Annotated in this window: 14 protein-coding genes and 1 tRNA gene; 1 reads left to right on the plus strand and 14 read right to left on the minus strand. The window is 65.0% G+C overall.

All coding sequences use genetic code 11. The features are described from left to right. Window positions 1–72: 72 nt before the first annotated feature. Genes A6F65_RS13050 through A6F65_RS08240 form a run of 9 tightly spaced genes read right to left on the minus strand, consistent with a single transcriptional unit; the run spans window position 73 to window position 8,207 of the window. Window positions 73–243, minus strand: coding sequence for a hypothetical protein (locus A6F65_RS13050; protein ID WP_169817014.1), 171 nt, complete (start codon window positions 241–243; stop codon window positions 73–75). Then, complete coding sequence (locus tag A6F65_RS08205) at window positions 240–1,007, minus strand: MBL fold metallo-hydrolase (RefSeq protein ID WP_067787654.1); 768 nt, start codon at window positions 1,005–1,007, stop codon at window positions 240–242. The genes A6F65_RS13050 and A6F65_RS08205 overlap by 4 nt, the downstream gene beginning before the upstream one ends. After that, entirely contained in the window at window positions 1,004–1,780 is a 777-nt protein-coding gene (locus tag A6F65_RS08210) for a TatD family hydrolase (protein WP_067787656.1), read from the minus strand. The genes A6F65_RS08205 and A6F65_RS08210 overlap by 4 nt, the downstream gene beginning before the upstream one ends. Beyond that, window positions 1,780–3,330, minus strand: coding sequence for a methionine--tRNA ligase (metG, locus tag A6F65_RS08215; protein ID WP_067787658.1), 1,551 nt, complete (start codon window positions 3,328–3,330; stop codon window positions 1,780–1,782). The genes A6F65_RS08210 and metG overlap by 1 nt, the downstream gene beginning before the upstream one ends. Next, entirely contained in the window at window positions 3,323–4,276 is a 954-nt protein-coding gene (locus A6F65_RS08220; RefSeq protein WP_067787661.1) for a DNA polymerase III subunit delta', read from the minus strand. Before A6F65_RS08220 ends, metG begins: the two co-directional genes overlap by 8 nt. After that, window positions 4,273–4,908 (minus strand): dTMP kinase, encoded by a 636-nt coding sequence (tmk, locus tag A6F65_RS08225; protein WP_067787662.1) that lies wholly within the window; start codon window positions 4,906–4,908, stop codon window positions 4,273–4,275. The genes A6F65_RS08220 and tmk overlap by 4 nt, the downstream gene beginning before the upstream one ends. Further along, window positions 4,905–6,062 carry a D-alanyl-D-alanine carboxypeptidase family protein gene (locus A6F65_RS08230; protein WP_067787666.1) on the minus strand — a complete coding sequence of 386 codons (1,158 nt, stop codon included), beginning with the start codon at window positions 6,060–6,062 and terminating at the stop codon, window positions 4,905–4,907. Before A6F65_RS08230 ends, tmk begins: the two co-directional genes overlap by 4 nt. Window positions 6,063–6,118: 56 nt before the next feature. After that, entirely contained in the window at window positions 6,119–7,195 is a 1,077-nt protein-coding gene (locus A6F65_RS08235; RefSeq protein WP_083989360.1) for an SPOR domain-containing protein, read from the minus strand. Beyond that, a complete protein-coding gene (locus A6F65_RS08240) occupies window positions 7,179–8,207 on the minus strand; it encodes a lytic murein transglycosylase (protein WP_083989642.1) in 1,029 nt (342 codons plus the stop codon). The genes A6F65_RS08235 and A6F65_RS08240 overlap by 17 nt, the downstream gene beginning before the upstream one ends. A gap of 124 nt (window positions 8,208–8,331) precedes the next feature. Here A6F65_RS08240 and A6F65_RS08245 point away from each other — a divergent pair. Then, a tRNA-Ser gene (locus A6F65_RS08245) sits at window positions 8,332–8,421 on the plus strand. A gap of 1 nt (window position 8,422) precedes the next feature. Here A6F65_RS08245 and A6F65_RS08250 read toward each other — a convergent pair. The 5 genes from A6F65_RS08250 to A6F65_RS08270 all read right to left on the minus strand — a co-directional run bounded on the left by A6F65_RS08250 (window position 8,423) and on the right by A6F65_RS08270 (window position 12,461). Further along, the gene (locus tag A6F65_RS08250) at window positions 8,423–8,608 is read right to left on the minus strand and encodes a hypothetical protein (protein WP_067787668.1); all 186 of its coding nucleotides are present in this window, start codon (window positions 8,606–8,608) and stop codon (window positions 8,423–8,425) included. Window positions 8,609–8,692: 84 nt separating this feature from the next. After that, window positions 8,693–10,108 (minus strand): dihydrolipoyl dehydrogenase, encoded by a 1,416-nt coding sequence (gene lpdA / locus A6F65_RS08255; RefSeq protein ID WP_067787670.1) that lies wholly within the window; start codon window positions 10,106–10,108, stop codon window positions 8,693–8,695. Between the two features lie 178 nt (window positions 10,109–10,286). Continuing rightward, the gene (locus A6F65_RS08260) at window positions 10,287–10,784 is read right to left on the minus strand and encodes a hypothetical protein (RefSeq protein WP_067787672.1); all 498 of its coding nucleotides are present in this window, start codon (window positions 10,782–10,784) and stop codon (window positions 10,287–10,289) included. Beyond that, window positions 10,781–11,152 (minus strand): acyl-CoA thioesterase, encoded by a 372-nt coding sequence (locus tag A6F65_RS08265; protein ID WP_067787673.1) that lies wholly within the window; start codon window positions 11,150–11,152, stop codon window positions 10,781–10,783. Before A6F65_RS08265 ends, A6F65_RS08260 begins: the two co-directional genes overlap by 4 nt. A gap of 10 nt (window positions 11,153–11,162) precedes the next feature. Continuing rightward, on the minus strand, window positions 11,163–12,461 hold the full coding sequence (locus A6F65_RS08270) for a pyruvate dehydrogenase complex dihydrolipoamide acetyltransferase (RefSeq protein WP_067787676.1): 1,299 nt from the start codon (window positions 12,459–12,461) through the stop codon (window positions 11,163–11,165). Between the last annotated feature and the right edge of the window lie 36 nt (window positions 12,462–12,497).

Below are 12,497 nucleotides of genomic sequence, written 5' to 3' on the forward strand. Positions count from 1 at the left end.
ATGGCTTACGGCCGCGTAGTTGGAATGATAATATATATTATGTTAAATAGGATCAGGAGGCAGGGCGGCCTATCACTTCCCTATCAGCATGAATCCAAGCGCAACTGTCAGGAACAGGCATCCCCAGATCAGGATGTAAGTCACGGCCCGCTTGCCGCTCACCTGGTAACTGCGCCAGGCGCCGACCGCGAGGAACAGCCAGCCAAGCAGCGCGATGATCGAGACCCAGCCACCTTCATTCATGCTTCGAGCTCCATCCCGTCATAACCGACCATGATGTGGTCCGGCATCTCGGCCTGCAGCGTGGCATAATCCATGCTGAAGTCCAAATGGCTGAGGACGGCGCGCTTGGCTCCGCTCTGCTCGATCAGCTTCAGCGCCTGGTCAAGGTTCGCGTGCGTCGGGTGCGGATCGCGGCGGAGACAATCGGTGACAAGGATATCGACGTCCTCGAACAGGTACAGCATTTCGTCCGTGATCGCGCCAAAATCAGTGGCGTAGCCGATGGAGCCGCCGTCGGCTTCGAACCGGTAGCCGGTGCTGTGAATCGGCCCATGCGGCATCTCGCAGAATTCCACGGCGAACCCGGCGAACATCTTGAGATTGCCAAGTGTGCTGAGTTCCACAATCGTGGGATAGCCGTCGCGGCCGGCAAAGACATATCCAAACCTCTGGCGAAGGCGCCGCACGGTCTCTTCGGATCCGAAACCGGCAATCGGACCTTTCCGTCCGAAGCGCAGCGGCCTCAGATCGTCGATGCCGTGGCAGTGATCGGCATGGTCATGCGTCCAGAAGACGGCATCCAGCTCGTCGATCTCATTGGCCAGCATCTGCGCGCGTAAATCAGGTGAGGTATCTACCAGAAGTCTTTGACCTGCCTTGCTTTCTACCGCGATGCTGACGCGGGTGCGCCGGTTCTTGGGCTCGTCCGGGTCGCAGATACCCCAATTGTTGCCTATGCGCGGGACACCGGTGGACGTGCCGCAACCCAGGACGCGAAGCTTCACAAACCAGCCTTGTTGAACAACTGAGCGAAATTGCGCGTGGTCTGCTGCGCGAGCTGCTCTGGCGTTACACCTCGCAATTCAGCCACGAAGGCCGCCGTGTCGGACACGAAGGCCGGCTCGCAGGTCTTTCCGCGATTGGGAACGGGCGCCAGGAACGGGCTGTCCGTTTCCACCAGGATGCGATTGTCCGGGATTTCCGGTACGAATTCCTGGATTTCCCGGGCATTCTTGAAAGTCACGATGCCGGACAGGCTGATCGTCAAGCCGAGGTCCAGCACGGCGCGCCCGAACTCAGGTGAGGCGGTGAAACAGTGGATCAGCGCCGGGAAGGCGCCCTCCTCCATCTCGCCCGAAAGGATCGCCAGCGTGTCCTCCTCTGCATCGCGTGTGTGGATGACGATGGGAAGCTGCGTCTCGCGCGCGACGGAGATGTGCATCCGGAAAAGGTCCTGCTGCACGCTCCGGTCCGATTTGTCGTAATAGTAATCGAGGCCGGTCTCGCCGATGCCGATCACGCGTGGATGATCGGTCGCCTCGCGCAGGACTGCGCGGCCTAGATCGGCATGCTGGTCTGCCTCGTGCGGGTGTATGCCGACGGTGGCGAAGACGTCCGGCTCCCGCTCGGCAGTTCCCACGACCTTGCCCCATTCGCTCTGGCGCGTGGAGATGTTGAGGAAGGCCCCCACCCCGCGCGAACGCGCCCGGTCGAGCACTGCGGACTGGTCCTCGACCAAACCTTCGTATTCGAGGTGGCAGTGACTATCGACGAGCATCAGGCGGCCCCGCCTTCCGGCATATCGAGCCGCGGGAAGACCGGCGATGGCTTCGTGACGTCAAGACGCCCATCCGCGATACGGTTATCGATGGCCGCGAAGTCTCGCTGATCCGCCGCGATGTTCATCGTGTCGAGGATCTTGGCCGAGGACGAGGGGATGACGGGCGTGACCGCGATGGCGAGCGCGCGGGTACAATCGCACAACGTCGCAAGCACCCGCTCCATCCGCTCCGGATCGGTCTTGCGCAGCGCCCATGGCGCCTGCTCGTCGACATATTGGTTGCATGCGTAGACGGCCTGCATCCACGCTTCCAGGCCTGCTGCAAAGGCGAGCTCGTCGAAAGCCGTAGGCAGGTCGTTGGCGCAGGCATCGCGCACCTGCTGCCACAGCGCATCGTCCGCATCCGTGGCCGCGGCGCTGGCTTCCAGCCCGCCGTCGCAATTCTTGGCAACAAATCCGAGCACGCGCTGGGCGAGGTTGCCGAAGCTGTTCGCCAGTTCCGAGTTCGACCGGCTGACAATGGCGGCATCGGAATAGCTTCCGTCCTGCCCGAAGGAAAACTCCCGCAGCAGGAAATAGCGCAGCACGTCGACGCCGAACTTGTCCGCCAGTTCACCCGGATCGGTGACATTGCCCAGCGACTTGCTTTCCTTCTGCCCGCGATTGAGTAGGAAGCCGTGAGCATAGACCTGCTTGGGCAGCGTGATGCCGGCGCTCATCAGGAAGGCGGGCCAATATACCGCGTGGAACCGCACGATATCCTTGCCGATCAGGTGCACATCGGCCGGCCAGAACTTGGCCATGTCCTCGGTTTCGCCCGGGAAACCAAGGCCCGTGAGGTAATTCGTCAGCGCATCGACCCAGACGTACATGACGTGGTCTTCCGCGCCGGGTACCTTCACCCCCCAGTCGAAACTGGTACGTGAGATGGACAAGTCGCGCAGCCCGCCTTCCACGAAGCTGCGCACTTCGTTCAGCCTGCTGGCCGGGCGCACGAACTCGGGATTGGCCTCGAACAGGTCGAGCAACGGCTGCTGGTATTTCGACAGGCGGAAGAACCAGCTTTCCTCGACGGTCCACTCGACGGGCGTCCCTTGCGGGGAAAGCTTCTCGCCCCCATCCCCCTCGGTCAGCTCTTTCTCGTCGTAATAGGCTTCGTCCCGGATCGAGTACCATCCCTCGTACCGGTCGAGATACAAATCGCCGCTTGCCTCCATCCTGCGCCAGAGTTCCTGGCTGGCGGCGTGATGCGCCTCCTCGCTCGTGCGGATAAAGCGGTCATGCGTGATATGAAGTTTGTCGAACAGGCCACTGAAATATGACGACATTTCATCCGCCAGTGCGGCCGGAGTCATGTCCAGTTCGCGGGCCTTCTGGGCCATCTTCAGGCCGTGTTCGTCCGTGCCGGTCTGGAAGCGGACGTCGAAGCCGCGCAGCCGCTTGTACCGCGCCATGACGTCTGCCGCGATGGTCTCGTAAGCGTGGCCGATATGCGGCTTTCCATTGGGGTAATGGATGGCGGTGGTGATGTAATAGGGATCAGGCATTGGCGGTGTCCCTAGAAGCGGCGAGCGAGGCGAGCAAGCCGCCGATTTCCATCACCAGCAGCCCGGGATCGAAATTGTACGTCGGCGCCTGTGCGGCCAGCTGGCTCAGCGAGCTGTGCGCCTGCACCAGCGCGGGGATGGAGCGGGGCTGCGCACGCGCCATCTCCCCCGCCACGACGGCGCGAGCAAGGTCGATCGCAGCAAGCTGCCGCCGCCGGTCGGGCCGGGCACCCATGGCCATGGTAAGCTCGCCGCGCAGCGCGAAATCATCGTCACCCTCGTGCGCAATACGCGACATGGCCTTGTGCAGGCGGGCTAGGTCGAGTTCCATGAACTCCAGCGCTGCACCGGGAGACCCGCCGCTGGCTGCAGCAGCCGCCTGACGGGCCGCCGGATCGGCTTCCGGGGCATGCTCCGCCAGGATCGCCTCCACCTGCTCCTGCGACAATTGCGGGAAGCGCACGATGCGGCAGCGCGAGCGGATGGTGGGGAGCAACCGGCCGGGCCGATGCGTGACCAGCAGGAAGAAGCTGCCCTGCGGCGGCTCCTCCAGGCTCTTCAATACGGCGTTGCTGGCGCTCTTCTCCAAATCGTCCGCCGGATCGATGATGATAGCGCGCCTGTCCCCCAGCGTGGGCCGCGTATTCAGGCGCTGCTGCATGGCACGAATCTGGTCGACGGCGATGTTACGCTTCAGATTGAAAGGCTTGCCCTCGTCGCGTTTCTTCTCGTCGTCGCGCGTGGCGGGCAGGTGGGAAAGGACATGGATATCCGGATGCGACAGCGGGTCCATGTCGCCGCCGACCAGCCTGTGTGCGGCTTCCAGCGCAAACTGCATCTTGCCGCTGCCCTTGCGCCCGGCGAGGATCCACCCGTGATGCATGCGCTCGCCCGCCATCGCGGCCTGCCATTCACGCCACGGCCCTTCATGCCCGACCAGCCTCATCCCGTTTCGCCCAGCCAGTGCGCAATCGCCTTCTGGACGCGGGCCTGCACCTCGTCAGTCGCCCCGCTGCCGTCGATGACGACAAAGCGCGACGGCTCCTGCGCGGCGAGTTCTCGGAAGCGGTCGCCAACAGCGGCATGGTAGGATGCAGGCTTGCCGCCGATCCGGTCGCTGGTGTCCCCATCGCGCGCGGCAAGCCGCTCGGCCGCGATCTCCGGATCGACAGTCACCAGGATCGTGATGTCCGGCAGCAATCCGCCAGAGCCGATGCGGTGTAGGTCCATGATCTCGCTATCCAGCACGTCGCCGCCACCGCCCTGATAGGCCCTGGTGGAGTCCACGAAACGGTCGCAGATCACCCAGCGGCCGGAGCCAAGTGAAGGCTCGATCAGCTGGGCTACGTGGTCGGCCCTCGCCGCAGCGAACAGCAGGGCCTCGGTGCGGGCATTCCACGCCTGTGCGGGGTCGAGCAGCAGGCCCCGTACGTCCTCCGCGCCCGGTGTGCCGCCGGGCTCGCGCGTCAAATCGGCCGGGATGCCCCGCGCAAGCAGGAAATCATGGAGCAGCCGCGCCTGTGTGGACTTACCAGCGCCCTCCCCGCCCTCGAATGTGATGAACTTGCCGCGCGTCATGAGAACCACGAGGCGAGGCCAAGCCCGATCCGGCGCACCGGCCCGGCGACCGGCACATCGTCACGCGCAGCCAGCGGCATCTCGAACACCGGGTAACCCGGCGCGGCGAAGCGCAGCGTCGCAACGGTGTCGCCCGCCGCGATTGGCGCGCGCACGGGGCCATTGTAGGTTATGGTGAGGAACTGACTGGCTGCCAGACCCTGCGGTACGGCCACCACCAGATCCTTGGGCGCGACCAGCGCTACCTGCGCCTTTGAGCCGCCCTGCACTTCGGCAAGGCCAATCTCTTCATCGCGCTTTACCAGCCGCGTCGGCGTGAAGGCGTCATAAGCCCAGCGCACCATGGCGCGCGCCGCGCTGTCGCGCACCTCGCCCTCGTCCACGCCCGCCAGCACGATCACGATCCTTCGGTCTCCACGTTTGGCGGAGCCGAGGAAGGTATTGCCGGCCTGCCGTGTGTAGCCCGTCTTGATGCCGTCCCCGCCCTCGACCTGGCCGGTCAGCATCTCGTGATTGTCCTGCGCCACGCCATTGAAGCGCATGCCGGTCTTGCCGAAGAAGCGGCCATAGAGATTGGGGTATTGCTGCGTCAGAGCACCCCCCAGCCGCGCAAGGTCGCGCGCGCTGGTGAAAGTGTTGCCGTCGTCCATCCACCCATTGGGCGTGCCGAAATGGCTGTCGGCGAGGCCAAGCTTGCGCGCATTGGCATTCATCAGCGCGGTCCACCCGTCGAGCGAGCCCGCGACATGCCGCCCCAGCACCACGCTGGCATCGTTGGCAGAGACGGTTGTGATGCCCAGAAGCAGGTCCTCCACACTGACGCGGTCGCCAACCTCCAGGAACAGCGTGGAGCCCTCGCGCCGCCAGCCCTCGAGCAGTTCGGCCGTGATCTCGATCTCGCTATCGGCAGACAGCTTGCCTTCGTCGATCAGGCGGAAGGCTGTGTAAGCGGTCATCACCTTGGTGACGCTTGCGGGCACGAAGCGTCGGTCTGCCTCTCGCGAAAGAAGCGTCTGTCCGGTGCTGGTGTCGACGACCAGCGCAATTGGCACCTCCGCCGGGACAGGCGATGCGACGCGGTTGACCTGTGCCGGAACGGCGGACTGCGTCATCGCCGGTGCTGCAAGGCAAAGCGCCGCAACGGCAGCTGCCATCCCTGCGCTTGTCCTTGCCGTCACTTTGGTCCCCCGCCGGGCGGGAGCCGGCTCAATCAGTCATTGGTGAAGATTCGAGCGTCACCATAGCCAGCGGCCCGCACTTTGGCGAGAGAGGCTTCGGCCTGGCTGCGGTTGGCAAAGGGCCCGGTGCGGACGCGGTAGAAACGGCCAGACTGGGTTACATCCCCGCCGATCACGCGCGCCACGCGGTCTGCGCGCGAGCGGTCGCTGAATGCGGCGGCCTGCACGACATAGCGGCCGTTCGCCACCGTTGCAGCAGGTGCGGCGCGCACCGCAACCGGGGCCGGTGCAGGTGCTGGCGTACGGACAGGCGTGTTGCTGGCACCCGCGAGCGGAGGCAGCGGACGCGAGGCCGGGTTCGCGCCTGCCGCCGGCCTCACGGAAACCGGGGCCGGAGCAGGCGACGAGGAGGCTGGTACGGGTGCGCGTGCAATTGGCGCATTTGCTGCGTCCGGGCGAGCCGGAGCGGACGCCGGAGCATTTGCGCGTGCCGTGTCGTAATTGGGCTGCAGCGAGGCGGAGCCGCTGGCGGGCAGCTTGCGGCGAAGAACCACCAGCAGCGCTTCCGGCGTGTCCATGCGCAGCGGGGCAGCCTGGCCCTGTCGCAGCATCGCGCGCTGGTCTTCCGGAGGGGTGACACGGCGAACGCGGATCGAAGCGCCCGGCTGCGAGCCGAGCTGCGCCAGCGCCGCGGGCGACATGGCGACCAGGGCATTGCTGTTCATCGGGCCGCGTTCCTCGACCCGCACCAGCACGGTGCGGCCGGTGGAAAGGTCCGTGACCTCGGCGTAGCTCGGCAGGGGCAGCGTGTGATGCGCCGCGGTGTAACCCCGCGCGCCGGACTGCGCCGCGACATATCCGACCTCGTCGTAATTGAGCGTGTCGACCGGCGTGTAGAGCGTATCGCCAATGCGATAGGGCTCGCCCACCACGACGGGATAATCCGCGCCGGGGCCTGTCAGGTCGTCCGGACTGGCCATGGCAGGCGCAGACGCAAGGTCTCCCCCGCCCCCGCCCACGATGCCGCATCCGGCAAGCGCAGAGGCGCCGCAAAGCGCGGCAATCAGGCGGAGCTTACGGCTCCCGAAAGTGTCAGCGGATAATCTCATCTGCAAGCAACCCCACGCTCATCGCGTAATAGTTCGAGCAGTTATATTCGAGGATAACCCTATAATTCTGGGTTAAGAGGTAAGCAGAAGTTCCCGGCCCATCCGGTTCGAACAGGGCCACCATGGCATTATCCGGCAGGTAGGATTGCGGGGTCACGCCCTCTGCACGCCATTCTGCCACCGTCATCCACTTGCCATGCCGTTCATGCACGCGTGGGCAGACCGGGCTGGTCGTCTCACGCTCGAAACGGCTGCGATCGAGGCCGGAGGGGACGTATGCACGCACGCCCCAGGGCAGGCCCGGGCGCCAGCCGGCATCATTGAAATACTTGGCGATGGAGAACAGCGTATCGGCGCGGTTGCTGAAAATGTCCGCGCGTCCGTCTCCGTCGCCATCAGTGGCAAGGCGCAGGTAGACGCTGGGCAGGAACTGCGGATTGCCGAATGCGCCCGCCCAGCTGCCAACCAGCTGGCTGCGCGGATAACCGCGGTCCGCAATCTTGAGCAGCGCGATCAGTTCGCCTTCGAACAGCGTCCGCCGGCGCCCTTCCCAAGCCAATGTGGCCAGTGCCTGCGCGAGGTCGAAACTGCCCTTCACCGCGCCGTAGGACGTCTCATGCCCCCAGATTGCAAGCAGCACGTTCGCTGGAACGCCGTAAGCGCTTTCCACACGGCTCGCGAGCGGGCCCAGGCGCCCGTATTCACGCCGACCGGCGGAGATACGCGCAGCGCTGTTGTGGCGGCGGATATAGGGCGCGAGCGCGGGATAGCCGCTGCGGCTTGGCGAGGTCACATTGTCGGTATCAAGGGCCAGCACGCGAGCATTGGGCGTCAGGCCGCCCAGCATGGACCGGATCGTCGGCTCGCTGACACCCTCGGCCCTCGCCTTGGCAGCCACCAGCTCCAGATAGGCTTCGAAGCTCATATCCTGCGCGCTCGCCATGGTGGGTGCGGCGAGGGAAGCGGAGGCGATGATGAAGGCGGCGAGGATGCGCAAGTGTCTGAATATCATGCCGGCATCCATGCCCTGCCGCTTGCCCGGTGCATAGTCCTGCCACCGGCGGCGTGCGGCAAGCCGGTATCCTGCAAAGGCCAGTGACACGGCGCGCCCAAGGCGCTAGCGGGATTTCGCTCGCGGACAGGTGGCAGAGTGGTCGAATGCTCCGGTCTTGAAAACCGGCGTGCGTGCAAGCGTACCGTGGGTTCGAATCCCACCCTGTCCGCCAGCTACTTCTCGTCCTGCTCAGGGATGTGCTCCGCCTTGTCGGGCTTGCGCACCAGCGGGGAATTGTCGCCGGGATAGCTGTTTGGGTCGACCGAACTCTGGTTCTTCAGGGCCATGTGATCGTCGATAATGTCCAGGTCTTCGTCTTCCAGGCGGCTGCGGCCATCGTCGCTAATTTCGAATTCCATTGCATGTCTCCTCGGACGCTTAACGCCCGGGGAGCACGGCTGTTTCCGGATTTGCGGCAAACCGCCGGTCGCAGGGCCGGCGGGTCAGATGTGCAGCGCGCGGCCGTAAGCGGCCAGCACGCTTTCGTGCATCATCTCGCTCAGCGTCGGGTGCGGGAAAACGGTGTTCATCAGTTCTTCCTCCGTCGTTTCCAAAGTCTTGCCGACGGTGTAGCCCTGGATCAGCTCGGTCACTTCCGCCCCGACCATGTGCGCGCCCAGCAGCTCGCCGGTCTTGGCATCGAACACGGTCTTGATGAAGCCTTCCGCCTCGCCCAGCGCGATGGCCTTGCCGTTGCCGATGAAGGGGAAGGTGCCAGCCTTGACGTCATGGCCCGCCTCCTTCGCCTTCTCCTCCGTCAGGCCGACGCTGGCGACCTGCGGGTGGCAGTAGGTGCAGCCCGGAATGCTGGAGCGGTCGAGCGGGTGCGGATGCACGTCCTTGTTGCCCAGTTCCTGCGCGATGGCCTCGGCGCAGGTCACGCCCTCGTGGCTCGCCTTATGCGCCAGCCAGGGGCCGGGCGTGCAATCGCCGATGGCCCACAGGCCCTTGGACTTCGTGCGCCCATAGGGATCGATCTGGATGAAGCCGCGATCCATTTCGGCCAGCTTTTCCAGCCCGATATTCTCGGTGTTGGGCACGATGCCGATGGCGACGATGCAGTGGCTGAACTCGGTCTCGGTGATCTTGCCCTTGGCATCCTTTATCTTGGCCGTCACGCCCTTGGGACCGGTCTCGATCCCTTCAACGCCCGCGCCGGTCATGATCGTCATGCCCTGCTTGGTGAGCGACTTCTGCAGGAAGGCGGAGACATCCTTGTCCTCCACCGGCACGATGCGATCGAGCATCTCGACCACGGTAACATCGGCGCCCATGTCATTGTAGAAGCTGGCAAATTCGATGCCGATTGCCCCGCTGCCGATGACCAGCAGCTTCGTTGGCATTTCCTTTGGCGTCATGGCGGCACGGTAGGTCCAGATCCGCTCCCCATCCGCCTTGGCAAAGGGCAGGTCGCGCGCGCGCGCGCCGGTGGCCACGATCACATGCTTTGCGGAGAGCTTCTCTTCGCCCTTCTCGCCCTTCACCGTCAGGCTGGTGGGGCCGGTCAGCGTGCCCTCGCCCATGTGTACGGCGATCTTGTTCTTCTTCATCAGCCCGGTGACGCCGCTGTTGAGCTGCTTGGCCACGCCGCGGCTGCGCTTCACGACCGCGTCGAGGTCCGCCTCGATCGCGCCGGCGACCTTCAGGCCGTAATCCTTGGCGTGATCCATGTAATGCTTGATCTCTGCCGAGCGGAGCAGCGCCTTAGTGGGGATGCAGCCCCAGTTGAGGCAAATGCCGCCCAGGCTCTCGCGCTCCACGATGGCCGTCTTCAGCCCCAGCTGCGCGCAGCGGATTGCCGCGACATAGCCACCGGGGCCGGATCCGAGAACGATGACGTCGTAAGAGGTGTCAGCCATTTGCTGTCCTGTTTTCAAGTGTTTGCGGGTGAAGGTGTTACAGGTGTTACAGTGTCCAGAAGCGAAAACCTCGCGGCGCGCATGACGCTGTCGGGACGAGCGGGAGAAACGGGGTCGCGGGCGGGGTCATGCCGCCCGATTGCCTCCGACCGTGTCGCGTAGGAAAGCGCTTTGCGTGTCATCCGGCCATCATCCGCAGGTACTTGGCTTCGATCCAGCCAGAGCGGCACGGTCCGGCATAATCCTGTTCTTCGGCCACCGGCGAACCGACGCGGCAACTGCCAAGATCGGTTTCCCGGCTGTAGACGACGCCGACATAGTCGCCCTCCTGCTCGCACACGCTGACGCCGAGGCCGGCCGAGAGGCGTTCCAGCGGCGTTGCGCCCTCCTGCGGCGCCGCCAGCACCATGGCGAAGTTTTGTTCGCCAGTCGGCCGCTCGGCGACTTCGGCATAGCTCCCGCATGCATCCATGTCCGGCCCATCCTGACCCACACGCACCGGGCGCGTTGGCCCGGTGGCCAGCGTGCGCTGACCCTCGACGGGCGAAGCGGAAGCCGGATCGACCGGAATGGCGGATTCGACGGAAATCGGCTTGGTCGGGGTCTCGGCCTCCTGGCAGGCGGCGAGCGCAGCGGTAGAGACCAGGAACAGGATCGGCAGCAAGCGCATCGTCATCCTCCATCCACCGGGCGCGGTGCGTTGTCATCGCCCACCGCCACGAAGGTGAACTTGGCAGAGGTGACGAGCTGCTCGTCCTCCGAATGCCGTTCCCGGCGATAGGCGTCGGTGTGGATCACCATGCTGGTGCGCCCGACCTTCTCGATTGCTGCATAAACAGACACTTCGTCGCCGACCTTCACGGGCTTGTGGAACTCCACCCCGTCCATCGCGACGGTGACCGCCCTGCCCTTCGCCCGCCGCGCGGCGACCAGGCCCGCGCCGGAATCCATCAGGCTCATCAGCCAGCCACCGAAAATGTCGCCATACGCATTTGCGTCGGCAGGCATGGCGGTGACGCGGATGGCGGGGTTGCTGTCAGGCATGTCGGTGACCTTACGCCACCAGCCCCAGCGGTGCCTCCACCAGTTCGCGGAAGGCTTTCATCAGCTGCGCGCCGTCCGCACCGTCGATGGCGCGGTGGTCGAAGCTGCCGGTGGCGGACATCACGCTGGCGATCTGCAGGCTGTCGTCGATGACATAGGGGCGCTTCTCGCCCGCGCCCACGGCCATGATCATGCCCTGCGGCGGGTTGATGACGGCTTCGAACTGCTTGATGCCGAACATGCCCATGTTGGACAGGCTGGCCGTGCCACCCTGGTATTCTTCCGGAGCCAGCTTGCCGTCCTTCGCGCGGGCGGCGAGGTCCTTCATCTCCGCGCTGATCTTGCTCATCGCCTTGCTGCCCGCATCGGTGACGATGGGGGTGATGAGGCCATTGGGAATGCTGACCGCCACGGAAATATCCGCGCGGCTGAACTTCAGCATCTGGTCGCCTGCGAACTGCACATTGCAGGCTGGGACCTGCTCCAGCGACTTGGCCAGCGCCTTGATCAGCATGTCGTTGACGGACAGCTTGATGCCCTGCGGCTCCAGCGCGGCGTTGAGTTCCCCGCGCAGCTTCAGCAGCGCATCGAGGCGGCAATCCACCGTCAGGTAGATATGCGGCACCTGCTGCTTGCTCTCGGTCAGGCGGCGCGCAATCGTCTTGCGCATGCCAGAAAGCTTCTCGACGTCGTGCGGGATGCCGAAGTCCTGGGCCTCGGCGGCCTTGGGCGGCACGGAGGGGGCCAGTTCCTTCTCCACCGCAGAGGCGGCGGGTGCAGACGCTGCGCCGGGCTGCGCGCCTTCCACGTCGGCCTTCACGATGCGGCCGCGCGGGCCGGAGCCCTTGATAGTCGACAGGTCCAGGCCCTTGTCCGCCGCAATCCGCTTCGCCAGCGGGGAAGCGATGATGCGGTCGCCGGAGGCTGCGGGAGCAGCGGGCGCCGGGGCTGGTGACGGTGTTGGGGTGGGCGCGGGCGCTGCGGCCGGTGCGGTGTCCTTCTCTTCGGAGACAGCAGGAGCCGGGCTCTCTGCTGCGCCAGCAGGCTGGACATTAGCCACATCCTCGCCTTCTTCCGCCAGCGTCGCGATGATCGTGCCGACGGCGACGCCTTCGGTGCCTTCTTCCACGGCGATGTGGGCCAGGGTGCCCTCGTCCACCGCTTCGAATTCCATCGTGGCCTTGTCGGTCTCGATCTCGGCCATGATGTCACCGGCGGAAATCGTGTCCCCCACGCTCACAAGCCATTTGGAAAGCGTGCCTTCCTCCATGGTGGGTGAAAGGGCGGGCATCTTGATGGCGATCGGCATGGGTCGGATATTTCCCCGTTGTTCCGGCTGTTCTTG

Source organism: Paraurantiacibacter namhicola, assembly GCF_001687545.1.
GTDB lineage: Bacteria > Pseudomonadota > Alphaproteobacteria > Sphingomonadales > Sphingomonadaceae > Paraurantiacibacter > Paraurantiacibacter namhicola.